The organism is Streptomyces sp. NPDC050263, from assembly GCF_040655955.1.
Taxonomy (GTDB): domain Bacteria; phylum Actinomycetota; class Actinomycetes; order Streptomycetales; family Streptomycetaceae; genus Streptomyces.
Window position 1 is genome coordinate 42,149 of record NZ_JBFAKW010000016.1, and the last position, 23,821, is coordinate 65,969.

General features: G+C 72.4%; 20 protein-coding genes. 10 read left to right on the plus strand and 10 right to left on the minus strand.

All coding sequences use genetic code 11. The features are described from left to right. Window positions 1-47: 47 nt before the first annotated feature. Both AB0J04_RS10460 and AB0J04_RS10465 read right to left on the minus strand, forming a co-directional pair. A complete protein-coding gene (locus tag AB0J04_RS10460) occupies window positions 48-1,376 on the minus strand; it encodes an extracellular solute-binding protein (protein WP_363167958.1) in 1,329 nt (442 codons plus the stop codon). A gap of 274 nt (window positions 1,377-1,650) precedes the next feature. After that, window positions 1,651-2,796 (minus strand): ROK family transcriptional regulator, encoded by a 1,146-nt coding sequence (locus AB0J04_RS10465; protein ID WP_363167959.1) that lies wholly within the window; start codon window positions 2,794-2,796, stop codon window positions 1,651-1,653. Window positions 2,797-3,107: 311 nt separating this feature from the next. Here AB0J04_RS10465 and AB0J04_RS10470 point away from each other — a divergent pair, with 311 nt between their 5' ends. The 5 genes from AB0J04_RS10470 (at window position 3,108) to AB0J04_RS10490 (ending at window position 9,638) form a co-directional block, all read left to right on the plus strand. Beyond that, window positions 3,108-4,031, plus strand: a complete 924-nt coding sequence (locus AB0J04_RS10470; protein WP_363167960.1) for a BadF/BadG/BcrA/BcrD ATPase family protein — start codon at window positions 3,108-3,110, stop codon at window positions 4,029-4,031. A gap of 192 nt (window positions 4,032-4,223) precedes the next feature. Continuing rightward, on the plus strand, window positions 4,224-6,137 hold the full coding sequence (locus AB0J04_RS10475; protein ID WP_363167961.1) for a phosphatase PAP2 family protein: 1,914 nt from the start codon (window positions 4,224-4,226) through the stop codon (window positions 6,135-6,137). 245 nt (window positions 6,138-6,382) lie between these two features. Beyond that, window positions 6,383-7,909 carry a phospholipid carrier-dependent glycosyltransferase gene (locus AB0J04_RS10480; RefSeq protein WP_363167962.1) on the plus strand — a complete coding sequence of 509 codons (1,527 nt, stop codon included), beginning with the start codon at window positions 6,383-6,385 and terminating at the stop codon, window positions 7,907-7,909. 101 nt (window positions 7,910-8,010) lie between these two features. Beyond that, window positions 8,011-8,937 carry a MurR/RpiR family transcriptional regulator gene (locus AB0J04_RS10485; RefSeq protein ID WP_363167963.1) on the plus strand — a complete coding sequence of 309 codons (927 nt, stop codon included), beginning with the start codon at window positions 8,011-8,013 and terminating at the stop codon, window positions 8,935-8,937. A gap of 320 nt (window positions 8,938-9,257) precedes the next feature. After that, complete coding sequence (locus tag AB0J04_RS10490; protein ID WP_363167964.1) at window positions 9,258-9,638, plus strand: hypothetical protein; 381 nt, start codon at window positions 9,258-9,260, stop codon at window positions 9,636-9,638. 18 nt (window positions 9,639-9,656) lie between these two features. On the opposite strand, the gene AB0J04_RS10495 is transcribed toward AB0J04_RS10490, so the two are convergent. Beyond that, window positions 9,657-10,328 carry a peptidoglycan-binding domain-containing protein gene (locus AB0J04_RS10495; protein WP_363167965.1) on the minus strand — a complete coding sequence of 224 codons (672 nt, stop codon included), beginning with the start codon at window positions 10,326-10,328 and terminating at the stop codon, window positions 9,657-9,659. Window positions 10,329-10,385: 57 nt separating this feature from the next. Then, window positions 10,386-11,216: a hypothetical protein gene (locus AB0J04_RS10500; protein ID WP_363167966.1), complete on the minus strand. Its 831-nt coding sequence runs from the start codon at window positions 11,214-11,216 to the stop codon at window positions 10,386-10,388. A gap of 229 nt (window positions 11,217-11,445) precedes the next feature. Here AB0J04_RS10500 and AB0J04_RS10505 point away from each other — a divergent pair, with 229 nt between their 5' ends. From AB0J04_RS10505 to AB0J04_RS10515, 3 genes are all read left to right on the plus strand, one after another. Beyond that, window positions 11,446-12,294, plus strand: coding sequence for a bifunctional methylenetetrahydrofolate dehydrogenase/methenyltetrahydrofolate cyclohydrolase (locus tag AB0J04_RS10505; RefSeq protein ID WP_363167967.1), 849 nt, complete (start codon window positions 11,446-11,448; stop codon window positions 12,292-12,294). A 135-nt stretch (window positions 12,295-12,429) separates the two neighbouring features. Beyond that, window positions 12,430-13,122 (plus strand): TetR family transcriptional regulator, encoded by a 693-nt coding sequence (locus AB0J04_RS10510; protein ID WP_363168016.1) that lies wholly within the window; start codon window positions 12,430-12,432, stop codon window positions 13,120-13,122. A gap of 192 nt (window positions 13,123-13,314) precedes the next feature. Beyond that, window positions 13,315-13,728: a hypothetical protein gene (locus tag AB0J04_RS10515; RefSeq protein ID WP_363167968.1), complete on the plus strand. Its 414-nt coding sequence runs from the start codon at window positions 13,315-13,317 to the stop codon at window positions 13,726-13,728. A gap of 110 nt (window positions 13,729-13,838) precedes the next feature. Here AB0J04_RS10515 and AB0J04_RS10520 read toward each other — a convergent pair whose 3' ends face one another. Next, window positions 13,839-15,194: a Gfo/Idh/MocA family oxidoreductase gene (locus AB0J04_RS10520; protein ID WP_363167969.1), complete on the minus strand. Its 1,356-nt coding sequence runs from the start codon at window positions 15,192-15,194 to the stop codon at window positions 13,839-13,841. Between the two features lie 174 nt (window positions 15,195-15,368). On the opposite strand from AB0J04_RS10520, the gene AB0J04_RS10525 reads away from it, so the two are divergent. Further along, a complete protein-coding gene (locus tag AB0J04_RS10525) occupies window positions 15,369-18,152 on the plus strand; it encodes a hypothetical protein (RefSeq protein ID WP_363167970.1) in 2,784 nt (927 codons plus the stop codon). Window positions 18,153-18,227: 75 nt separating this feature from the next. On the opposite strand, the gene AB0J04_RS10530 is transcribed toward AB0J04_RS10525, so the two are convergent. From AB0J04_RS10530 to AB0J04_RS10550, 5 genes are all read right to left on the minus strand, one after another. After that, window positions 18,228-18,608: a PPOX class F420-dependent oxidoreductase gene (locus AB0J04_RS10530; protein ID WP_363167971.1), complete on the minus strand. Its 381-nt coding sequence runs from the start codon at window positions 18,606-18,608 to the stop codon at window positions 18,228-18,230. 28 nt (window positions 18,609-18,636) lie between these two features. Continuing rightward, window positions 18,637-19,893, minus strand: coding sequence for a glucarate dehydratase family protein (locus AB0J04_RS10535; protein ID WP_363167972.1), 1,257 nt, complete (start codon window positions 19,891-19,893; stop codon window positions 18,637-18,639). Then, complete coding sequence (locus AB0J04_RS10540; RefSeq protein WP_363167973.1) at window positions 19,890-20,795, minus strand: 5-dehydro-4-deoxyglucarate dehydratase; 906 nt, start codon at window positions 20,793-20,795, stop codon at window positions 19,890-19,892. Before AB0J04_RS10540 ends, AB0J04_RS10535 begins: the two co-directional genes overlap by 4 nt. A gap of 42 nt (window positions 20,796-20,837) precedes the next feature. Next, window positions 20,838-21,245, minus strand: a complete 408-nt coding sequence (locus AB0J04_RS10545; RefSeq protein WP_363167974.1) for an ABC transporter permease subunit — start codon at window positions 21,243-21,245, stop codon at window positions 20,838-20,840. A 346-nt stretch (window positions 21,246-21,591) separates the two neighbouring features. Further along, on the minus strand, window positions 21,592-22,770 hold the full coding sequence (locus AB0J04_RS10550; protein ID WP_363167975.1) for an aminotransferase class I/II-fold pyridoxal phosphate-dependent enzyme: 1,179 nt from the start codon (window positions 22,768-22,770) through the stop codon (window positions 21,592-21,594). A gap of 25 nt (window positions 22,771-22,795) precedes the next feature. Here AB0J04_RS10550 and AB0J04_RS10555 point away from each other — a divergent pair, with 25 nt between their 5' ends. Next, window positions 22,796-23,812 carry a hypothetical protein gene (locus AB0J04_RS10555; RefSeq protein WP_363167976.1) on the plus strand — a complete coding sequence of 339 codons (1,017 nt, stop codon included), beginning with the start codon at window positions 22,796-22,798 and terminating at the stop codon, window positions 23,810-23,812. Window positions 23,813-23,821: the final 9 nt, after the last annotated feature.

Below are 23,821 nucleotides of genomic sequence, written 5' to 3' on the forward strand. Positions count from 1 at the left end.
TCCAGGTCCGGGCGGCGGTGGCTCGTACCGCCGCCCGGACCTGGGGCCTACGATGCGCCGCCGACCTGCTGGTTGTAGCCGGCCACGATGTTCTCCAGGGCCTTGTCGGCCGACTGCTCACCGTTGATCGCCTTGCCGATCTCCGCCTTGGTCGGGTCGTCGGTGAGGCTCTTGCCCTTCAGCGCCCAGTTCGTCTGCGCGACGTTGAAGTAGCCGGAGATGGGGGCGTAGAGCGGGATCGACTCGTTGTAGAGCTTGAACGCCGCCTGCGCCGCCTCGGACTTGAAGGGGTACGTCGGGTTCAGACCGCTCTCGACCGGCAGGAACCCGGACGCCTCGCACAGCGCCTTGTAGTGCTCGGGCTCGTACAGCCAGGAGATGAACTTGTTCGCGGCGGTGGCCGCATCGCTGTTGTTGTTGAAGCCCACGACCATGCCGCCGCTGTTGACGTCGCTGGCCTGCACCGGCTCGGCGGGGGTCGGGACGCTCGCCCACTCGAACTTCGTGACGCTCTCCGCGAAGGAGGCGACCTGCCACACACCGGACCAGTAGGCGACGACGTCACCGCTCTGGAACATGGCCGACGGGTCGGCGCCGCTGGTCCACACCGACTTCGGCATGGTCTTGTCGTCGTTCCATCCGACGAAGGTGTTCACGGCCTTCTTGGTGGCCGCGTCCGCCGAGAACTTGCCGGAGGAGTCCGCGTGCATGTACTGCCCGCCCATCTCGTACACCATGGCGCGGAGTCTGGACGGCGACTGGTCGAACGTCAGGGAGTACTTGGCGTCGGTCTTCTCCCGGACCTCGTTCGCCGCCTTGATGAACTCGGTCCAGGTCCAGGTCTTGGAGGGCGACGTCGGGTAGGAGACGCCGGCCTTCTCGAAGAGCGACTTGTTGATGAACATGCCGGACGCGGTGACGTCCGAGGGGATGGACAGCACCTTCCCGGACGAGTCCTTGGCGACGAAGTTGGCGTTGATCTTGTTGCTCTTGTTGTTGGCGATGGAGCTGAGGTCGAGCAGCTTGTTCGACCAGATCGGGTCCAGCTTCGGCACCGCCGCCACGTCGGGCAGGGAGCTCGCCTGCGCGGCGTTGCGCAGCTTCGCGTCGTAGCCGTCGTAGGGAATGTTGACGAGCTTGACGTCGACGCCGGTTTCCTTCTTGTACGCCGCCACCGACTTCTTCCAGCCCGCGTCCTGCCCCGGAACCGTGGAGATCCAGAAGGTCAGCGACTTGGAGGTCCCGCCCGAGTCGCCTCCCGACCCGCAGGCGGAGAGCAGCAGGGCGCCTGCCGTGGCCACGGCAGCGAGGGGAACCATACGGCGCATGCCGCCGCGGCCGAGTCGGCGAGAGCGCCGCACACCTACAGTGGTCATCTTCGATCCCTTTTCGTCGTACGGGACGGAGCACGGCGCCGACCAAGGCGGCACAGGTGCATTTTGGAGGAAATCCGCTTTCCGAGGGCGCGGCCTCGCCCGGCCGCGTCGTTCCTACGGGTGGGGTCCCCGGCCTCCAGGCCGTCGCCCAGCGAGCACGCCCTCGCATGGCTGCCGTACATCTTCGTGTACCGGCGGGACGCTACCCCAAGCCGACGTCCCGGCCGACTTAGAAAGCGCTTGTCCGGACATTGGCAGACTGAGTCCGAGGCCGTCAATCCTCAGCCCCCGCGGCCTCGGTCACGGTTTGGACTCCCCGGGCGACCGCGAGCCGTGCGGCGCCCGCCACGGTGCCGGAATCCCCCACCGTGCTGCTGACCACCTCGGTGGGCCAGCTCAGCCGCGCCAGCTCGGCCCGCACACCGGGCAGGAGCTGCGGATCCGCGCCCGTGCTGCCCCCCAGCACGATCAGGCCCGGGTCCAGCACGGCGGTCACGGCGGCGGCCAGTCGGCCCACGTCCGCGGCATGCCGTCCGACGACCTCGCGGGCCGTGGCCCGGCCCTCGCCGGCGAGCGCGAAGAGCCGCTCGGTGGTGCGGGGGCAGGGGCCGTCCGCGCGGCTCCAGGCCGCCGCGGCCCGGCGCAGCAGGGAACGGGCGCCGATGTACTCCTCCAGGGCCTCCCGGCGCGGCTCACGGCCCTCGTCCCACGGATAGGGCAGCCGGGCCAGCTCACCGGCGGCGCCGTTCGAGCCGCGCAGCACCTGGCCCCCCACGACGATGCCGAGGCCGATGCCCACGCCGATCCGCAGGTAGCCGAAGGTGTGGCGGCCGTGGGCGGCGCCCTCGTGCAGCTCCGCGAGCGCGGCGCAGTTGACGTTGTTCTCCAGGTGGACGGGAACGCCCGGCGGCAGCGCGACGGTCACGGCGTCGAAGACCGGGCCGGCCTTGGCGGTCGCGGGCCGCATGCCGCTGCCCTGCCGGTCCCGCTCGGCGACGTCGCCGACGGCGACGACGATGGAGCGCAGCGGAAGGCCCTCGGGCAGCGCGGCGAGCGCCTCGCGTACGGCGTCGGCGGCGTCCTTGCGGGAGGCGGTGGCCTCGGCGAGCAGGGCGCCGTCCAGGGCGCAGCCCCGGACCCGGGTGAGGGCGGGCCCCAGGTCGACGGCGAGGACGGCGCCGGCGGCCGGCCCGAGACGGTATACGGCGGGGGAACGGCCGGTGCCGCCGGACACGGTGCCGGAGTGCGCGGCGAGCCGGACGCCCTCCAGCTCCGCCACGGCGGAGGACACCGTCGGCTTGGACAGCCCCGCCATGCTCGCGAGCTGCGGCCGGGTCGCGCTGCCGGCCCGGGCCAGCACCGCGAACACCGCACTGGCGCTCTCGGTGAGGCGGGGGGCTTCAGCCACGTCGAGTTCCACAGTTTCCCCCACACGGGTACAGGGCCGCGCGCCCGGACCGATCGGCTCGGCGGGCTGCGGCGATGGGATGCACCGACGTCGCGCGTTCCCGCCCCGCGGCGGCCCGGACGGGCCCTGCGGTGGTCGAGCGCGCGATTACTCTTGACGCACTGTACTTCGTTAGTTAACTTCCTAACGAACTTCACGGTACTCGCCTACCGTGTTTCGTCCAGAGGCCCGTCCCGGGGCTTCCCTAGTCCACCGAACCTCGCTTTTCCGCAGGTCACGGTTCGCCCGCCGTCGTATGTCAGCGCATCGACGAAAGAGGATCCGTGCAGGACTCTCCCCCTTCGAGCCCCCTCGTGGTCGGCGTCGACGTGGGCGGTACCAAGACTCATCTGCGTGCGCTCGCCGGCGCGGAGGTCGTCGCCGACCATGTCCGCGCCAGCACGGGCTGGCGGCCGCACGACCCGGCCGCCGCCGCGCGCCGGCTGGCCGACCTGCTCCACGAGGCGCTGCCCGCGGGCCGCCGCCCCACCGCGATCGCCGTGGGGGCACACGCCTGCGAGACCCCTCTTCAGTGCGCGCGGATCCGCGTCGCGCTCCAAGAACTTCTCGGCGTTCCCGCACACATCGTGGGCGACGCCGAACTGCTCGTTCCCGCCGCCGGGTTGGAGAAGGGCGTCGGCCTGGTGGCCTGCACCGGCTCGGTCGCGGTCGGCCTGGGCCCCGACGGTCACCCCGTCCAGGTGGGCGGCTGGGGCGCGGTCCTCGGCGACGAGGGCGGCGCCGCCGGTCTGGTCCGCGAGGCGGCCCGGGCCGTGTGGGCGGCCCACGACCGCGGGGCGGAACCCGACGCCCTGGCCCGTGGCCTGGTCGCCGCGTTCGGCGTGCCCGAGGTCCCGGCGCTGGGCGCGGCCCTGGAGGCCGCCTCCGACGTCTCCGCCGAGTGGGGACGGCACGCACCCGTCGTCTTCGCGGCCGCCGCCGAGGGCTCCGCGCTCGCCCGGTCCGTGATCGCCGAGGCCGGTCGGGCGCTCGCCGCGCTCGTCGCCCGGCTCGCCGCGCGCGGGGTCCCGGTCGACGACGTCGTCGTGGCCGGCGGCACCGTGCTCGGGCAGCCCGCGCTGTACGAGGCGTTCACCGTCGCCCTCGACACCGCCGTACCGGGTGCGCGGCCGCAACCGCTGTCCGTGCCGCCGGTCGAGGGCGCGGTGGCGCTGGCCCGGGCACTGCTGGCGCGTTCCCTCCTGTGAGACGCCGATCTCACGTTCACCCGCAGGACATGTACCGGTCGCCGGGCCATCGCAGAAGAGTCACAGCCCGGCCGTAGATCTTCGCTCGTACGCGTCATCCGGCTCACAGGTCGTCAGAAGACCCACGGGCCACAAGCGATCGCACCTCTTCCCTCTGGCCCCTCGGCCGTAGAACTCAAGAGAGGCATTCCCATGCCGTCAACCACCGGGACCCCCGCCCACAAGGCCGTGAACAGAAGGCGCTTTCTGAAGGTCTCCTTCGGTGGCTCGGCGGCCCTGGTCGCCGCCCCGACGCTGGTGTCGTGGCTGGGCGCCGCCGACGCCAAGGCCAGCGCGAGCCTCCCGTTCGTCGACGACTACAAGACGAACCTCACGACCAACCTCACGCCCGAGACCAACGCGGTGGTGCGGATCCTCGGCGGCTTCGCCCAGGTGTGGAAGACCGGCTCCGCCTGGAACACCGGCACCCCGCTGCGGCCCGAAATACTGCGCGCCAACATGCGCTACTGCATCGCGCTCACCTCCAAGCGCACCGAGGCGCAGGGCAAGGAGGCGTTCGTCTACGACCGCCAGCACCAGAGCTACGCGATGATCGCCGCCCTCGGTCCGCTGACGGAGCTGTACAAGGCCGGCGCCAAGGCCGTCACCTCGATCACCAGCGCGCCGGACACCACCCCCGCGACCACCGTCAGCGACGCCGTGCCCGCCGACGCGCCCGCCGGTTCCGCGATCGGCGCCGGCTCGTACGCCTCCGACCTGGGCCAGGTCGCCAAGCTCGTCGACACCGTGCGCGGCCCGTTCGCCTCGGGCAACCCGGGCAAGTACGCCTTCCAGTACCCGCGTCCGTGGCGCATGAACGAGAACAGCCAGGTCGTCGACACCGGGAAGACCGACGCCCTCGGCTACCCGGTGTACGACTCCAAGGTGGTCGTGGTCCCGCAGCTGCTGCGCCAGCGCAGCACCTCACCCGTCGACGACGGCGGTTTCCCGAGCGGTCACACCAACGCCTTCCACCTGGCCGCGCTGGCGTTCGCGTACGCGGTGCCCGAGCGGTTCCAGGAGCTGGTGACTCGCGCCCTGGAGCTCAGCCACACCCGGATCATGTCCGGCATGCACTCCACCGTCGACGTCCTCGGCGGCCGCATCATGGCCACCGCGCTGGCCGCCGCCACGCTCGCCGATCCGGCCAACGCCGACCTCAAGGCGGCCGCCCGCGCCCAGGCCCTGGCCTACTTCACCGCGCAGACCGGCACCACCGCCGACACCCTGGCCGCCTACGCGCACTCCGACGCCTCGGACAAGTACGCCGACCGGGACGCCAACGAGCGGGCCAACACGCCGCGGCTGACCTATGTCCTGGAGCGCCAGGGCCGCAGGACGCCGCTCACCGTGCCCAAGGGCGCCGAGGTGCTGCTGGAGACCCGCCAGCCGTACCTGACCGCCGAGCAGCGCCGCGCGGTGCTGCGCACGACCGCGCTGGACTCCGGCTATGTGCTGCTGGACGGCCTCGAGCAGTGGGGCCGGCTGAACCTGTTCGCCGCCGCCGACGGTTACGCCGCGTTCGACTCCGACGTGACGGTCACCCTGGACGCGTCCAAGGGCGGCTTCCACGCGGCCGACGCGTGGCGCAACGACATCGACGGCGAGGGCGGTCTGACCAAGCGCGGCTCCGGCACGCTGACCCTGACCGGCCACAACAATTACCACGGCGCCACCGTGGTGGAGGCGGGCACGCTCGTCGCCGGGCACGCAAACGCGCTCGGCCAGGGCGAGGTGCGGCTCACCGGCGGCACCGTGCGCGCCGAACTGCCGGTGCGGGTGCGCGGTGCGTGGACGCAGACCGAGGGCGCGACCCTGGACCTGCCGCTGCGCCGCAACCACGGCGCGGTGCTCACCGTCTCGGGCCGGGTCACCCTGGGCCAGGGCTCGGTGCTGTCGCTGCGGCTGGACGCCGAGCAGCCCGCCGTCGCCGGGACCGTCGTCCCGGTGATCGACGCCGGCTCGCTGCGCGGCCAGTTCGACGAGGTGGAGCTGAACTCCGACACGCTGCGAGCCGTACCCGTGTACACGGCAGACGGTCTGTCGGTACGACTCCTGAAGCGGTAACGCCCCCAGTGGCGGGAGCTGATGCAGAGTGGGCCCATGAGGCCGCTCCCTGATCGCTCCCGCCACCGCCCGGCCGGTGTCACCGCGGGGCGGATGATGGCGCGCGAACCGCACTCGGTCCTGGAGACCGCTCCCGACGCGCGACCGGCGCGGCCCGCCGGCCCCTGCGCCTGCGCCTGCGCCGCTGCCTGCCGCTGCTCGTCCCGGTCCTGGCGGTCGTCCTGCTCGCGCAGCTGGCCGTCGCGATGGTCACCGCCGCGGTGCAGGAGACGCCGACCATCGACGAGCCCGTGTACGTCGCCGCGGCGGCCGAGTACCTGCACGAGCACCGCGTGCGCCTCAACCCCGAGCATCCGCCCCTCGGCAAGCTCGCCGTCGCGGTCGGTGTGGCCCTCGCCCACCCGCACATCGACCCCGCGTTCTCCGGCAGTCAGGAGGAGACGGGGCAGCACCTGTTGTACGAGTCGGGCAACGATCCCTGGCGGCTGATGCTGTGGGCCAGGCTGCCGGTGATCGTGCTGACGCTGCTGTTCGGCCTGGTGGTGTTCGCCTTCGCCCGCGACCTGGGCGGCCCCGCGGCCGCGCTGACGGCGCTCGCCCTGTACTCCCTCACCCCCGACGTCGTGGCGCACGGCTCGCTGGCCACGCTGGACGTCCCGGCGGCGGGCTTCGTGCTGACGTCGGCCTGGCTGCTGTGGCGGGCCCGCCGAGGCAGGCCGGCCCTGTGTCTGCCGCTCGCCGGGGCCGCGCTCGGCGCCGCGCTCGCCACGAAGATGAGCACGCTGGCCGCGGTCCCCGTCCTGCTGGCCCTGGCGGCGCTGACGGTGTGGGTCCGGCGGCCTCGCGACGTCCGCAGGTGCCTGCTGGGGGCCGGTGTCGTGGCGGCGGCCGCCGTGGCCGTCGTCTGGGCCTCGTACCTCGCGGTCGATCCCCGGCTGCGCTGGGATCCGAGTTCCGCCCACGTGCCCGCCGTGCGCGGTCTGCACGGGCTCCTCGTGCGGGCGCTGCCCTTCCCGGAGGCGTACCGGGACGGCATGCGGATCCAGTTCGGTCTGGAGAACCGGTCGTGGCAGGGCTTCCTGTTCGGGCACGTGTACTCCGGCGGGCGCTGGTACTACCTGCCGGTCGCGCTGGTCGTGAAGACCCCGCTCGGCATGCTCGCCCTGTGGACGGCCGGGGCGGTCGCGATGCTCGCGGTGCGCCGGCTGCGGCCCGCCGCGCCGTACGTGCTCCTGCCGGCCGGCGTGCTGCTCGCCGCGGCCATGACCGGGACGCGGGACCTGGGCACCCGGTACGCCGTCTTCCTGCCGATGTTCCTGGCGGTGGCCGCGGGCTCCGTCCTGACGGTGCGCCGGCGCTGGACGCCGGTGGCGGCCACGGTGCTGGTGGCGTTCGTGGCCGTCAGCTCGCTGCACACCTTCCCGTACTACCTGCCGTACTCCAACGAGGCGTTCGGCGGGCCCGCGAAGACGCATCTGCGGCTGCACGACTCCAACGTGGACTGGGGCCAGGACCTCGGACGGCTCGCGGGCCGGCTGCACACCCGCTACCGGGGCGAGCGGGTGTGGCTCGTCTACAAGGGCAGCGGCGAGCCCGCCTACTACGGCATCCACGCCTCCGATCCGCTGCGGGCGCCCGTGCGCAAGGTGCGCGGACTGCTGGTCGTGTCGGACTCCGCCGCCGCCAAGGCGAAGGGCCGACTGGCGCTGCTGCTGCGCACCAGCCGCCCGGTCGACGAGGTGGGGCACTCCATCACGCTGTACCGGCGGTAAGCCGCGATCACCGGGCGGGCGAAGGGGCTCTCTTCGCCCTCCCTGGCCGACCCGGTCCCTGAGCTATGTTGAGCTTCGTGGAAGACAAAGGAGGCGCACCGGTGCCATCGCCGCAGCAGGCACGCGCACAGGCATCCGCGATCACCTCGGGCAGAACCGGTCCGGAGACGGAGGCATCCCCGACCTCCCGGCTCCGGGCCCTCTTCGACGGACCCCATCTGTCCCCGGGCCAACGACGCATCGCCCAGTATCTGATCGAGCACATCACCGAGGCCGCGTTCCTTTCGATCACCGACCTCGCGGAACGGGTCGGCGTCAGCCAGCCGTCGGTGACCCGGTTCGCCGCGGCGGTCGGCTTCAGCGGGTATCCCGCGCTGCGGGAGAGGCTCCAGTCGATCGCGCTGGGCACCCTGGCCGCCGGCGGCCCCGCGGCGGCGGAGGTGAACCGGAGCAACGAACTCCAGGCGGCGGTCGACGCGGAGATCGAGAACCTGGAGAACCTGCGGCGCGACTTCGCCGACCCGGACCGGGTCATCGACGTCGGCCGCCAGTTGTCGCAGTCGACGCCGCTGACCATCCTGGGGCTGCGCATCTCCGCCTCGCTCGCCGAGTACTTCGCCTACGCCGCCCGCCGGGTCCACCCTGACGTACGGCTGGTGACCCGGGGCGGCAGCGTCGCCTACGACGCGCTGCTGCAGTCCAGGGAGGCGGGCGGGACCTGGGTGCTGGCGTTCTCGATGCCCCGGCACGCGCAGGAGACGCTGACGGCCGTGCGGGTCGCGCGCAGCGCCGGTCTCAAGGTCGCGCTGATCACCGACCTGGCGCTGGGGCCGGTGGCCGACGAGGCGGACGCCACCTTCGCCAGCGGCACCGGCTCCCGCCTGGTCTTCGACTCCTACGCCGCCCCCGGCGTGATGGCCGCGGCGCTGCTCCAGGCCATGAGCGACGCGGGCCCCGAACGCACCCAGGCGCGGCTCGAGGAGTACGAGCAGATCGCCGAGCAGCACCAGTTCTTCCTCCGGGAGTGACCCGCCCGCTCACCGTCCGCAGAAGCCCCCACCCCCCTCCGCAGAAAAGACCAAAGGGATCATTGCGGGTATTTCACGTATGAATGTTTTCATACGCCTTGCAAAGCGGAAGGCATATATAAATACTGCTCACGGCCGCACCGCCCGCGAAGGGCTCCTGTACGGGCACCCGAAGCCGCCGTCCCCTACCCGCGTCGGCGCCCCAGGGTGTTCGGGGCATCGCTTGCGCGAGCGCCCGTGGCGGCGGCCCCGGTCACCCCCTGGACCGGGGCCGCCCCGAACCGTCGGACCACCGTCACGACGCAATAGACCCGGAAGCGATGATCATGACCCTGACGACGACGCGCATCAGCTCGGACTGGCCGTGCCAGGTCAAGACTCCCGGCAGCTACGACTGGGAGCGCTCGGCCGCCAAGTGGCTGCGCGAGCTGGTCCCCGCGCGCTACGCGAGCTACCCGGCCCTGCTGCGCCACCCGGTGCTGCTCGCCCGGCACGCGCAGATCCAGGTCCAGAACGAGGTCCGGGTGGCCCGCACCGCGCTGCAGACCGCCCGCGCCGACCTGCCCCGGCTCGGCCTGCCGGAGTCGGTCATCGAGCACACGATCAAGATGTACGCGGCCGAGGTCATGCAGTTGCAGCACATCGCCCGCAGCGTCCGCGCGGTCACCCAGGCCCTGGTGGACCAGAACCCCGGACGTTAGAGCCCGTCCGGGGGCCCGTCAGGCGCCCGAGGCGGTGCGGGACTCCAGGTCGCGGCGGGTGTCGTCGCCGTAGACGCCGGTCTCGTCGCCGCGGATGCCGTACCAGAGCTGGAAGCGCGCCACGGCCTCGGTGAGCACGGTGTCGTAACGGCCGTCGGTGGGGCCGTTGTCGTACACGTTCGGGATCCGCAGCAGGCGCTGCTGGAGGTCGGTGACCTCGGGGCCGCTGTCGCCCTCCCGGAGCGTGCCGGCTCCGTCGGGGTCGACGGACCCGGCCGCCGTGGCGGTCACGGTCGGGGTGGGCGCGGGCGTGGACGGCTGGGTCTGCGCGGCGGCCTCGTTGCCCCGGCCGGGCAGCAGCAGGGCGCAGGCGAAGCCGACGAGCGCCGCCCCGAGCACGGCGACCGCGGCCACGGCGGCGCGCGGCGGCCCGGAGGCTCGTCCGGAGCGTGGACGGCGTTCCCGCCGCAGGTTCCTGACGCGGTCCGTCACAGGCGGCAGTTGCCGGGTCACGTCCTCGTTGCCGAGCGGCTCCTTCGGCAGCGGCACGGCCTCGTAGCTGCCGGTGGCGTCCTCGGTCATCTCGCGGAACAGCTCCGCGAGGGCGTCGGTGTTGCGCGGTCGCAGTACCCGGATGGGTTCCAGGACCGGGCGTTCGTGCGGCTTTCCGGGTTCCTCCGGTGTCGGCACGCTCGTCTCCCTCCCGTCGGTCCCCCGGGAGAGATACGTGCGGACCGGCGGCCGGGTTCAGCCGCCGAGGAAGCGGTGCAGGGAACGGGCCGTCGCGGCGACGAAGGCGTCCCGTCCGGCGTCGTCGAGGGCGTCCAGGGACAGATACGGGTTGAGGTCCTCCAGCTCCATCAGCAGCAGTTCGCCGTCGGGGGCGCGGCAGGCGTCGACGCGCTGGATGCCGTGCTCAAGGCTGTTCCAGTCGACGAAGCGATGGGCGAACTCCAGGTCCCGCGCGGTGGGCCGGTACGGCTGCAGCTCCCAGCGGCGCTCGGGGTGCGGAGCGTAGAGGGCGTACTGGAAGTCGTGGTCGACGTAGTAGAAGGACACCTCGTGGACGAAGTCGACGCACGGCTGGACGAGGACGGAGCCGTCGGCCAGGGCGGGCAGGGCGTCGGCCGTGACGATCCGCAGGCCTATGGAGTCCGCGCCCAGCTTGGGCTTGACGACGTACCGGTCGGCCTCGGGCAGCCGGTGCAGGTCCTCGGGGCGGTCGACGGTGGGGACGACCGGGAAGCCCGCGGCGCTCAGGTCGAGGAGGTACTGCTTGCCGGCCATGTCGGCGCGTCCGGTGAGGGGGTTGTAGACGCGCACGCCGTCCCGGAGGGCGCGCTCCCGGAAGGCCTCGTACTCCTTCCGGTAGCCCAGGACCGGGCCGCTGTTGCGGACGACGACGCCGTCGAAGTGTTCCATGAGCTCGGCCGCGTCCAGCGGATGGCACAGGGCGAGGTCGAAGTGGGCGCGCAGCCGGGAGGTGAGGAAGACGTCCTCGTCGCAGTAGCGTCGCCCGCGGGCCTCGTAGGCCAGGTCCGTGACATAGAGAAGACGAGGGCGGACGGCGGCGGGCATGGAGTCTCCTGGTGAGCTGCCTGGGGAGCGGTGCCGAAAGGTTACGTCAGGCGGGCACGGCGGCCCGGGGCGGCCCCGGGCGGTCTCCGGCGGTCTCCGGCGGTCCCGGGTGGTCCCGGGTGGTCCCAGGTGGGACGGCCGCGACGGGCGGGACTCCTGGGCGGCGGCGGACGAGCGGGTCGTACGATGACAGGACCGCCGTTTTCTCCCGAAGGGCTCGTCGACTCCCGTGACCACCGCAACCCTCCTCGACGGCAAGGCCGCCGCAGCCGACATCAAGAGCGAACTCGCCCTCCGCGTCCAGGCGTTGAAGGAGCGCGGCGTCGCCCCGGGACTCGGCACGATCCTCGTCGGCGACGACGCGGGCAGCCGTTCCTACGTGGGCGGCAAGCACCGCGACTGCGCGCAGGTCGGCATCGCCTCGATCCGCGTGGAACTGCCCGCCGACGCCTCCCAGGCCGATGTCGAGGCAGCGGTGCTGCGGCTCAACGCCGATCCGGCGTGCACCGGCTTCATCGTGCAGCTCCCGCTCCCCGCGCACATCGACACCCATGCCGTGCTGGAGCTGATCGACCCGGTCAAGGACGCCGACGGCCTCCACCCGACCAACCTGGGTCGCCTGGTGCTGGGCATCCCGGGCCCGCTGCCCTGCACCCCGCGCGGCATCATCGACCTGCTGCGCCGCAACCTCGTGCCGATCACGGGCCAGCAGTTCTGCGTCATCGGCTGCGGGGTCACCGTCGGCCGGCCGCTGGGCCTGATGCTGACCCGCAGCACCGAGCACGCCACGGTGACCCTGTGCCACGAGGCCACCCAGGACACCGCCGCGCACGCCCGCGAGGCGGACGTGGTGGTGGCCGCGGCCGGCGTGGCCCACCTGGTCCGGCCGGACTGGATCAAGCCGGGTGCGACGGTGCTGTCCGTGGGCCTGACCCGCACGGTCGAGGGCATCCTCGGCGACGTCCACCCGGACGTGAGCGATGTCGCCGGTTCCTTCGCGCCGCCGATCGGCGGGGTCGGGCCCATGACCCGGGCGATGCTGCTGACGAACGTGGTGGAGGCGGCGGAGCGGATCTGACGTCCGCACGTTTCCCCTGGCAAACGGTTTTCGGGCACTCGGTTCCCCGCCGAGGGAACTGAGTGCCATGGGTGGCGCTCAGGTGTTACGTTCCCGTCCATGAGCACCACTCACAAGGCGGAGGCCAAGCCGCCCATGCGGGACGCCCTGGTCGCGGCGGCCTTCCGGCTGTTCCTGGAGCGGGGCTACGAGCAGACCACCGTCGACGACATCGTGGCCCTCGCCGGGGTCGGCCGACGGTCCTTCTTCCGCTACTTCCCCTCCAAGGAGGACGTGGTCTTCCCCGACCACGAGCGGTGCCTGGCCGACATGACCGCGTTCCTCACGGCGAGCGGGAAAGAGCACGAGCCGGTGCGACGCGTCTGCGACGCGGCCCGGCTCGTGCTGCTCATGTACGCGGAGAACCCCTCCTTCTCCGTGCAGCGCTACCGGCTCACCAAACAGGTGCCCGGGCTGCGCGCCTACGAGCTCTCGGTGGTCTGGCGCTACGAACGCGCCCTCGCCGAGTATCTGCGCAGCCGTTTCGCCGGCCGGCCCGACGGCACCCTCCAGGCCGACGTGATCGCGGCCGCGGTGGTCGCCGCCCACAACAACGCGCTGCGCTCCTGGCTGCGTTCGGACGGCCAGGGCGAGGCGACCGCGACCGTGGACCACGCGCTGCGCTACGTGCAGTCGGCGTTCGGCACAGGTCCGGCGCCGGCCCCGCAACCGGCCCCGGAGACGCTCGTCGGCGGGCGGCCGGAGGACGTCGTCGTGGTGGTCTCCCGGCGCGGCGCGCCCCTGTGGCGGGTGGTCCAGGAGATCGAGACGACCCTCGGGCGGGACTGACGCGGGACCCATGGGCGGGACCCAGGAGCGGGACCGACCCCTGACTTCGGATTTAGGGGTACGCAGTACCTTTACCGTTGGCACTGAGTGCCATACCCTGTGGGCGTGCACGGTGGCACGGCGAACCGGGCACGTGCGTGCACGGGTGAGCCGCGCACGCGGATTCCGGCCGAGTGCAGGGAGTTGACCCGCGTGTACCACTACTCAGGAAACGCCGTTCAGCAGGTCGCCGGCTCCGCTGCGGGCGTCCTCGACCGCATGAGCGCCGACGGCGACACGATCCTCTTCCAGCGCTGCACGTGGTGCGCCACCGCCATGTACCACCGGCTCCTGTGCCCGGTGTGCCAGGGCAGCGACCTGCGCACCGAGCGCAGCGAGGGCACCGGCACGGTGCGCCACGCCACGGTGGTCAACCGCAACACCCCCGGCGCGCGCAACGTCTCCCTCGTCGAGATGGCCGAGGGGTTCGTCGTACGCGGCCGGGTCATGGGCCCGCTCATCGGCATCCACAGCGGCGACCGCGTCCGGCTCTCCACGGTCAAGGACCCGGTACGCGGCGAGCCGGTCTTCCAACTCCTCGACGAGCCGTTCCGCGCCTGGCACTAGGGGGCTTCTGATGGATCTCCGCGGCGTCGCGACGCCCGGCACACCGAGAGCACGCACCGAACGCCGCTCCTTCTCCCACGGAGATCCATCAGAAGCCCCCTAGACACCGCCTACGCGGTCGACGGCGGCGGATCGGGAACCGGCACTGAACCGGTCGGGCCGAGGCCGGGCAGCAGGTCGGCGATCCGGACGGGGCGTCCGGTGTCGAAGCAGCGGTTCGCGGCGAGTCCTGCGCCGAGGGCGAGCGCGCCGTCCCGTTCGGTGGCGGTGGCGGTGGCGGTGTTCGCAGCGCCGGTCCTGTCGGTGGCGAACAGCGCGTCCAGCATCCGGGCGTCTCCGCCGCCGTGCGCGTCGTGCCGTGTCTCCACCGGGATGTCGGCCGGCGGCCGCCACAGGGGGCGCAGCGTCAGCCGGACGCCGCCCTCGTGCGGCGCGCCGGTGTCGCAGACGGTCCGGGGGCGGGGCGACTGCCAGCGGCTCTCCTCGACCTCCAGCTCCAGGCGTCCGGCGCTGCCGTTCACCATCACCCGGTAGCCCTCCCACGGGGAGTATGCGGTGAGGTGGTAGGTCATCGTGGCGCCCCGGGTGTAACGCACCAGGACGGCCATGTCGTCCTCGATGGTGACGGGCCCGCCGAAGACGTTGCGGTCGCGGTGGTAGCCGTCGTCCCGCTCCGCGTCGAGGTAGAGCGCCCGCAGGGTGTCGTCGGCCGCGAGGTCCAGCGCGAAGGGGTCGTCGGCGGCCGCCTCGGCGCCGTGGGCGCGGTCGTACGGCCGGCGCAGACCGTGGCGGGCGCCGGCCCGGGGGCCGTAGAAGGCGAGGCGGCCGTAGCCGAAGACCTCCTCCGGCGCGTCGCCGAGCCACCAGTTGACGAGGTCGAAGTGGTGCGACGCCTTGTGCACCAGCAGCCCGCCGCTGTACCGCTTCTCCCGGTGCCAGCGGCGGAAGTAGTCCGCGCCGTGCCGGGTGTCGAGCAGCCATTCGAAGTGGACGGAGAGGATCTCCCCGACCGCGCCCTCGGCGAGCAGCCCCCGCACCCGCTCGTGGACGGGGTTGAAGCGGTAGTTGAAGGCGACGGTGAGGGAGTTCCCGGTCTCGCGGACGGCGTCCAGGATGCGGGCGCAGCGGACCGCGTCGACGGTCATCGGCTTCTCCGTCACCACGCGGCAGCCCGCCCGCAGCGCGGGCACGATGTAACGGTCGTGCTCGGCGTCGACGGTGGTGACGACGACCTGGTCGATGCCCTCCTTCACGAGTCGGTCGGCGAAGTGCTCCGGCTGCCATTCGGCGGCGGGCGGCTCCCCGGCCCGGGCGAGAAGCCGGTTGTGGAAGGCCATTCGGGTGCGGCTCGGATCGCAGAGGGCGGCGACCCGGTGGCCGGGGCGGGCGGCGAGGTCCCGGGTGAAGGTCTGGGCGCGGTGTCCGGTACCGACGACTGCCGTACGGAGAGGGGGAGTCGGGCTCATGGGGTGGGCCCTTCCCCGGAGCCGTGCGGTCAGTCCCCGTGACCGGTTTCTTGTCCTCCCCGGGCAGGGCCGAGCGACACAGGCAACCCACAGATCCCGTTTCGCTTCCTTCGGGGTGCGAGGGGCTCCCGGGACGGAGGGGGCTCCCGCGCTCCGAGTATTGAGGAGTGGACCTTGATCCGTGCCCGGCGAATAGGTGTCACCGCCGTGGCCGCGCTCGCGGCCCTGGCGGGAACACCGGGACTGGCACAAGCCCGACAGCCTTCCGAGACAATGCCGTTGACCGCCTCCGCCGACAGCGGGCTGCCCCCGGGGTGGCAGGTCGACGGAGCGGGCGCGGCACGTGAGCTGGTGTGGCGGTCGCCCACCCCCGTGCCCATGGGCGACGCCCGCGTGGAGTTCCATGCGGGCGACCGGCTGCTCGGCGTACCGAAGCCGGGGAAGGACGGACAGACGTTCCGGCTCTCCCTCGCCGACGCCGGCGACGCCCCGCTGAAGGACCTGCAAGTACGGGCGAGCGGACGGCGTCTGGACGCGGCCGGCGACGACTCCGCCACGGGTGAGCGGCGTTCGCTGAAGTCCGAGCAACCCCCGGCCTCGGCTGCGCAGTCCCCGGCCAACTCCGTCGACCCCGGCAAGCCGGGCTCGTACCGCACCACCACCGGCGAGTACGACCTCGACCCGATACGGCTGCCGGGCTACGCCGAGCCGGTCGAGATGCAGGCCGTGGTGGTCGCGCCCGAGGGAGCCACCGGCAAGCGGCCGCTCGCGCTGTTCCTGCACGGCCGCCACTCCACCTGCTACAAGCCGGGGGCCGAGGACGACGTGACCGGTCAGTGGCCCTGCCCGGCCGGCACCAAGGAGATCCCCAGCTACAAGGGCTATCTGAAGGACCAGCAACTGCTGGCCTCCCAGGGCTATGTCACGGTGTCGATCTCGGCCAACGGCATCAACGGCCAGGACTACCTGGCCGAGGACGCGGGCGCACAGGGCCGCTCCTCCCTGGTCCGCAACCACCTCGCCAAGTGGGCCGACTGGTCCGCCCACCCGAGCACCGCCCCGGCCGGGGTGCCCGACGCGACGAAGGCCGACCTCTCGCGTGTCCTGCTCGTGGGGCACTCGCGCGGCGGCGAGGGCGTCAACCGGGCCGCCCTGGACAGCCTCTACCCGGCTCCCGCCGACCAGGACGGCTACCGGGGCCCGGTCCGCTGGAAGATCCGCGGCACCGTGCTCGTCGGACCGACCGTCTTCGGCCAGAATCCGGTCGCCGACGTGCCTTCGGCGACGATCCTGCCCGGCTGCGACGGCGACGTCTCCGACCTCGAGGGCGAGACCTACCTCGACGGGACGCGCGGCATCGGCAACGGGACGGCGCTGCACAGCGCGGTGTACGTGGTCGGCGCCAACCACAACTTCTTCAACAGCGAGTGGACCCCGGGCCAGTCCGAGGCCCCGGCCTGGGACGACTTCTACGACGACCCGGACCAGCCGGACCAGGTCTGTTCGAAGGGCGCGGCGACCCGGCTGACCGCCGACCAGCAGCACCAGGCCGGCGCGACCTACATCGCCGCCGCGGCCCGGCTGTTCGTCGCCGGTGACGACCGGGTGCGCCCGCTGCTCGACGGCACCGGCACGCGCGCCCCCTCCGCCGACCCGGCCCGCGTCCTGACGCACGCGGTCGGCGCCCGTCGCACGGGCGGTTTCGTGCCCGACGGCGGGGTCACGGTGACCGGCGGCCGGGTGTGCTGGGCGGACCCCGACCCGGACAGGGCCTGCCTGGGCGCCGACGCCCTGGGACGGTCCCCGCACTTCGGCTGGTGGGACCTGGAGAAGGACAGCGGCAAGAGCGCGGTGGCCATGCGGTGGTCCGCGCCGGGCGCCCCGACGAGGATCACCTCCACCGCACCCGTCTCCCTCGCCGGCGCCAAGAGCCTGGCGCTGCGCGTGTTCGTACCGCCGAACACCACCGGCACCGCGCTGGACGTGTCCGTGACCGACTCCGCCGGCCGCCGCGCCGCGCTGGGCCGGGTCGAGGTCGACGGGCTGCCGGGCTCCGACCTCACCGCCTCCTACTGGGCCCGCGAGCTGCGCGTCCCGCTGACCGCCGCCACCCGCGCCGGACTCGACCTCAAGCACATCAAGTCCCTTGACCTGACCCCGCGTTCAGGTTCCGGGCAGGCCTGGTTCATGGACGCCTGGGGCTGGTCCCCCGGCACACCCGCGGTGCGGGCGGCGGCGCTGCCGCGCGTCGACATCGGCCGGGTCACGGTCAAGGAAGGCGACTCCGGCACCGCCACCTACCACATCCCGGTCAAGGTGTCCGGACACGGCAGCGGCACGGTCCGCTTCTACGTCGTCGACCAGGACACCGGCGAGGCCGAGGAGAAGGTGGTCCCGGTGCGGGCCGGCAGCACCCCGATCGACGTGCCGGTCGAGGTGAAGGGCGACACCCTCTTCAGCTACGACAAGCAGCACGACCTCCTCGCGAAGGCCGTGCGCGGCGCGGTCGTCGGCTCCTACCGGGGCGGGGTGACGGCGGAGAACGACGACCCGGAGCCGACGGCGACCATCACGCCCGTCGCCGACCGGGTGACCGAGGGCGAGTCGCTGACCTGGCGGATCTCCCTCTCCGAGGTCGCCGCCACGGACGTCCTGCAGCTGGTCCGGATCGTGCCGGTCGCCGAGGGCCCTGAGCTGTCCACCAAGGACGTGGACCCGCAGTGGCTGCTGGACAACACCGGTGAGGAGGCCGACCCGGAGCGTCCCCTGTCGGACGCGTTCGTGTGGCTGTGGATGGACGTCCCGGCCGGGGAGACGAGCATCGACTTCTCGGTGCCGACGGTGCGGGACCAGGTGACCGAGCCGGCCGAGTCGCTGAGCCTCGTGCCGACCGACCTGAACTCCGATCCGCTGCCGGGCCGGCCGGTGCTGACGGGGACCGTCGTGGACGCGCAGTAGCAGCGCGCCGAACCGCCGCTCCACAGCGGAACGGGGGCACGGACCGTACGGTCCGTGCCCCCGTGTCCTTCGTGCTCACAGCGTGATGCGGATCCCGACGGTTCCGTCCAGGCCCCGCCGCAGCCGGCTGCCGAAGAGCGTGAGGCGGCCCGTGACGCCGTATTTGCGGGCGAGGAGCGTGCGGTAGCGGGCCGTGGTCTGCGGGTCGCAGATCTCGGCGGTCGCCGGGACCTGCTCGCCGGTCGGGTTGCCGCGGACGTCGCAGGGGCCGACGAGGACGTCGCCGCGGGCGCGGATCCGCTTCACCTTCCAGGAGTCCACGACGGACCAGGCCCCCAGCGCGTCCCCGTCCCGCACCACCCACACGGGGGTGGCGACACCGGTCCCGTTCTTCCGATAGCTGGTGATCAGCAGATATTTCCCTGCCGCCAGCCGGTCGAGCGCCTTGTCATCCATTCCCGCAGTCTAGGCACCCGCGCACGCCTCACCACCTCGGCAGCAGCAGCTCGTAGTCCGGCTGGAAGCGCCGCATGTACCCGGTGTCGTCGCGGCCCCGCATCCCCGAGTCGAGGTAGCGGCGGTGCAGCCGGTCCAGGGCGTCGTGGTCCAGCTCGACGCCGAGGCCGGGGCCGGTCGGCACCTTCACCGCCCCCTCCTTCAGTTCCAGCACCCCGGGGACGATCACGTCGTCCGCGCTGTTCCACGGGTAGTGGGTGTCGCAGGAGTGGTCGAGGTTCGGGATGGCCGAGGCGACGTGGGTCATGGCGGCGAGGCTGATGCCCAGGTGCGAGTTGGAGTGCATGGACAGGGCGATCCCGAACGCCTCGCAGACGGCGGCCAGTTCACGGGTGCGGCGCAGCCCTCCCCAGTAGTGGTGGTCGGTGAGGAGGACCTGGATCGCGTCCCGCTCGATCGCCGGCCGGAGGTGCTCCCAGGCGATCACGCACATGTTGGTGGCGAGCGGCAGCGGCGAGTGCTCGGCGACCGCCGCCATGCCGTCGATGGTCGCGGTGGGATCCTCCAGGTACTCGAGCACGCCGTGGAGTCGACGGGCGACGTACTTCGAGGTCTCCACCGTCCAGGCGGTGTTGGGGTCCAGGCGCACGGGCTGTCCGGGGAACGCCTCGGCGAGCGCGCGGATCGCGGCGATCTCCTCGTCCGGCGGGAAGACTCCGCCCTTGAGCTTGAACGAGCTGAATCCGTACCGTTCTCGCATCAGCCGGGCCTGCTCGACGATCCCGGCCGGGTCGAGGGCCTCGGGCCAGTCGTCGCCGATGGCCGGGCGGCCGTCCAGCTCCGGGTGCTCGGCCCACTTGTAGAAGAGGTACGCGGCGAAGGGCACCGCGTCACGGACCCGGCCGCCGAGCAGATCGCTGACCGGGCGGCCGAGCAGCTTGCCCTGGGCGTCGAGGCAGGCGACCTCGACGGCCGAGACGGTCCAGCCGCGCTCGTGGGAGCTGGGCACGGTCGGCAGCAGGGCGGCGTCGATCGCGGCGCTGACGGCCGTCGGGTCGAAGACGTCCAGGCCCACGACGGTCCGGGCGGCGATCTCGAGTCGATCGAGCCGTACCGCGCCGCCCGTGGACTCGCCGAGGCCCACCGTGCCGTCCTCCAGGACGAGTTGGAGGATCACGCGGAGCGCGAGCGGTTCGTGGAGGCCGTTCGAGTTGAGCAGCGGCGGGTCGGAGAAGGCGATGGGGGTGACGATCAGTTCGCGGATACGGGTGGCGGGGGTGCTCATGCGGCGACCGCCTCCAGTCCCCGGTCGATGAGCTCGGCCAGTCGGGCGAGGTGTTCCGGGGTGGGGTCGAGCAGGGGCGCCCGGACGCCGCCCACGTCCAGTCCTCGGATCGTCACCCCGGCCTTGACCAGGGCCACGGCGTATCCCGGCACCTCGTCGCGGAGTTCGACGAGAGGGCCGTAGAACCCGTCGAGGAGCCGGGTGACCAGCGCCCGGTCGCCGTCGGCAAGGGCGCGGTGGAACGCGAGGGCGATCTCGGGGGCGAAGGCGAACACGGCCGATGAGTAGAGGTCGACGCCGATGCCCCGGTAGGCGGGGGCGGTCATCTCGGCGGTGGGCAGGCCGTTGAAGAACTGGAAGTCCTCCCCCTCCCCCGCCCGCACGGCCCGCACGATGCGGTGCATCCGCTCCAGGTCGCCGAGGCCGTCCTTGAGGCCGACGACCTTGGGCAGGGCGGCGATCTCGGCGGCCGTGGCCGCGCTGAGGCGGGCGGTGCCGCGCTGGTAGAAGACCACGGGCAGGTCGGTGGCGGCGGTGACCTCCTCGACGTAGCGGACCAGGCCCCGCTGGGGCGCCGTCACCAGGTACGGCGGCAGCAGCAGAAGGCCGTCGGCGCCGGCGCGGGCGACCCGTACGGCGTGGTCGCGGGCGACGGGCGCCGGGCCGCCGGCGGCCGCCAGGACGGGAACGCGTCCGGCGGTCGTCTCGACGGCGACCCGGGTGGCGCGTTCGAGCTCGTCCGGGGCGAGGGCGTGGAACTCGCCCGTCCCGCAGGCGACGAACACCCCGCCGGCCCCGGCGTCGACGCCCGACGCGATGTGCTGAGCGAGCAGTTCCTCGTCCAGTGAGCCGTCCGGAGCGAACGGCGTGACCGGGAAGAACAGCACTCCTTGGAACTTCATGTCTCCCTCGTAACTACGGTGTGGGGGCAGAGCCGCAGGCTCTCAGCCCTTGGTCGCGCCGGCGGCGATGCCGGTGACCAGCGAGCGCTGGAGAAGCAGGTGGACGATCTGCCACAGCATGCGGAACTCGCCGACGCCGTCCAGCCGGGCGGCCTCCTCGATCTCGACGGGGATGTCCTTCATGAACTCGGTCAGCAGCATGACCGAGAAGCCCCAGGCACCGAGCGGCAGGATGACGCCCCACGCCGTGCCCTCGAGGTCGACGCCCAGGACCGGGACGTGGCCGAGGACCAGGGACAACGGGATCGCGATGACCTCCTCGGGGAGCATCATCGTCAGCATGAACAGGGTCAGCACGAGGGCCTGGCCGCGGAACCGGTGCCGGGCCGGCGCGTAGGCGGCGAACACGGACACCGTGAGCTGGAGCAGCAGCGCGCCGCCCGCGATCACCAGCGAGTTGGTCGAACACCCGCTCGTAGGCGGCCGCGGGATCCGGGTTGCTCCGGGTCCAGACCTCCAGCGTGTTCGGGTCACCGCTCCCGGCGCCGTCCGAACCGGAGCCGCAGGCGGCCGTTGCGGACAGCAGTCCCGCGACGGCAAGCGCGGCGGCCGGGCGGCGACTTCGTCGGCGAACCCCCATGGGCACCCTCCGTTCATATCCGTGAACCTGCTTCACGAATCTAAATTGAGGCGCCCAAGCTACGAATCGTTTCGGTCGTATGTCAAGACATGGCCGGTACGGTGCGAGACCGTGACACGGGGTGGGTCGGACGCCCACGTGGCAAGCGGTCCGTGCTCAGCTCAGGGCAGCCGCCATCCGCCGCACGCCCTCGGTGAGGATCTCCGGCGAGGTGGCCAGATTCAGCCGCACGTGCCCGGCCCCGCCGGTACCGAAGGCGAGCCCGGAGTTGAGCGCCACCCGGCCGCGCTCCAGGAAGACCGCGGCCGGATCGTCGCCGAGGCCCAGCGCCCGGCAGTCGAGCCAGGCGAGGAAGGTGGCCCCGCCCGGCCGGTACCGGACGCCGGGCAGATGCTCGGCGAGGAGGGCGGCGAGCAGCCGTCTGTTGTCGTCGAGGCCCGCGAGCAGGGCGTCCAACCAGGGTGTGCCCTCGCGCAGCGCGGCCGTGTGGGCGAGGATCCCGACGTGGCTCGGTCCATGACCGACCTCCTCGGGCAGCAGGGCCAGGTCGGCGGCGGCCTCGGGGCCGGCGACGGCCAGCGCCGCCTTGAGCCCGGCCAGGTTCCACGCCTTGGAGGCCGACATCAGCGACAGCCCGCTCCCCCCGCCCGGAACGGCGAGGTACGGCACGAAGTCGGCCCCCGCGGCGGTGAGCGGCGCGTGGATCTCGTCGGCCACGACCCGGACGCCGTACCGCCCGGCGAGCGCTGCGACGGCCGACAGTTCCCGGGCCGTGTGCACGGTGCCGGTCGGGTTGTGCGGGCTGCACAGCAGGTGCGCGGCCCGGCCACCGCCCGCGACGACCCGCCGGTAGGTTTCCTCCAGCACATCGAGGTCGAGCCGTCCGTCCGCGCCGAGCGGGGCCTCGGCGATCCGCCGGTCCAGGTGCTCGACGAACTGGAAGAACGGCGGATACACGGGCGGATTGACGACCACCGGATCACCGGGCCCGGTCACCAGTTTCAGCATCTCGACGACGCCCAGCATCACATCGGGAACGATCGCCGTCCACTGGGCCTCGAGCCCGTCCCAGCCCCACCGCTTGGCGGCGAACGCGGCCAGCGCCTCGGCGTAGGCCGTGCCCGCCGGATATCCGGTGTCGCCGAGGGCGAGGGCCTCCGTCACCGTGCGGACGATCGGCTCGGCGAGGGGTACGTCCATCTCCGCGACCCACAGCGGCAGGACGTCGGCGGGATAGGCGCGCCACTTCATGCTCGTCCGACGTCGAAGCTCGTCGAGACCGAGGGCCTGCAGCGGGTTCGGCTCACCCGGCGTCTCGTGCGGGATGCTGGTCATGGGGCACAAGATAGGGGGCTGTGGTGTGACCTGGGATCACCTGAACGGGACATTCCTGGAAGTGGCGTGCGACGAGTCGGGATCCGACGGGGAGAACCTCACCGGCGGGAACACGGATGTCTTCGCACACGCCAGTGTCCGGCTGCCTGCGGATTACGCGGCCGCCCAGGTGCAGGAAATCCGCGATCGTATCCGTTCGCCCGCCGAGGAGTACAAGGCGAATCATCTGCTCCGGGAGAAACACCGGCCTGTCCTGGAATGGCTGCTCGCACCATCGGGTCCGCTGTACGGGCACGCCCATGTGCACCTCGTCGAGAAGGCCTTCTTCGTCGTGGACCGGGCCGTCGACCTGCTGCTGGACGATCCGGAGGCGGCCCTCTCCCTCTTTCGGCAGGGCAGGCGGACGTTCACCGCGGTTCAGTGGCGGACATTCCTGGAGGCGGCCAACCGATTGCTGTGGGTGCGGCTGGCAGATGCACCGGACGAGCCCGTCGAGTACTTCTTCCGGACGGTCGAGGAACTGCGGCAGCGATATTCGGGAAAACCCGTCGCCCAGACTCTCTCGCGCATCTCGGCGGAACGCTCCCGCGCGCTCGCCTATCGCACCGGAATTCAGGGCGGGCCCTTTGTGCTCAGCCCGGTCCTCAACCCCCTTCTCCCCTCGATCCTGCATACGGCGGCCCACTGGAGCGACGGCGGACGCCCGGTCCGGCTCGCGCACGACCGGCAGAACATGCTCACCCCGGAACGGATCGCCTGGATCGAGGAGACGGCCCGGCGGCGGGGCATCCGGCTCGCCGGGCTCCGGCTCGTGGTCTCGCGGCAGGACGCCCGGGTCCAGCTCGCCGACTTTCTCGCCGGCATCGCCCGCAGCATCGCCTCCGACGAGCTGGGCGACCGCGGCGACCCGGCGCTCACGGCGCTGCTGCGCCCCTACACCGGCGGGTCGGCGGTCTGGGGCGACGAGCGCAGCGGGGCGCGACTCGGCCAAGCGACGGCGGAAACCAGCGGTCCGGCACCTGACGTCAACTCCCCTGTCTAGATTGCTTGT

Coding starts and splice junctions, on each gene's coding strand:
- AB0J04_RS10460 (WP_363167958.1), bottom strand. CDS start 1,376: ATGACCACTGTAGGTGTGCGGCGCTCTCGCCGACTCGGCCGCGGCGGC.
- AB0J04_RS10475 (WP_363167961.1), top strand. CDS start 4,224: ATGCCGTCAACCACCGGGACCCCCGCCCACAAGGCCGTGAACAGAAGG.
- AB0J04_RS10480 (WP_363167962.1), top strand. CDS start 6,383: ATGGTCACCGCCGCGGTGCAGGAGACGCCGACCATCGACGAGCCCGTG.
- AB0J04_RS10490 (WP_363167964.1), top strand. CDS start 9,258: ATGATCATGACCCTGACGACGACGCGCATCAGCTCGGACTGGCCGTGC.
- AB0J04_RS10500 (WP_363167966.1), bottom strand. CDS start 11,216: ATGCCCGCCGCCGTCCGCCCTCGTCTTCTCTATGTCACGGACCTGGCC.
- AB0J04_RS10510 (WP_363168016.1), top strand. CDS start 12,430: ATGCGGGACGCCCTGGTCGCGGCGGCCTTCCGGCTGTTCCTGGAGCGG.
- AB0J04_RS10520 (WP_363167969.1), bottom strand. CDS start 15,194: ATGAGCCCGACTCCCCCTCTCCGTACGGCAGTCGTCGGTACCGGACAC.
- AB0J04_RS10530 (WP_363167971.1), bottom strand. CDS start 18,608: ATGGATGACAAGGCGCTCGACCGGCTGGCGGCAGGGAAATATCTGCTG.
- AB0J04_RS10535 (WP_363167972.1), bottom strand. CDS start 19,893: ATGAGCACCCCCGCCACCCGTATCCGCGAACTGATCGTCACCCCCATC.
- AB0J04_RS10540 (WP_363167973.1), bottom strand. CDS start 20,795: ATGAAGTTCCAAGGAGTGCTGTTCTTCCCGGTCACGCCGTTCGCTCCG.
- AB0J04_RS10550 (WP_363167975.1), bottom strand. CDS start 22,770: ATGACCAGCATCCCGCACGAGACGCCGGGTGAGCCGAACCCGCTGCAG.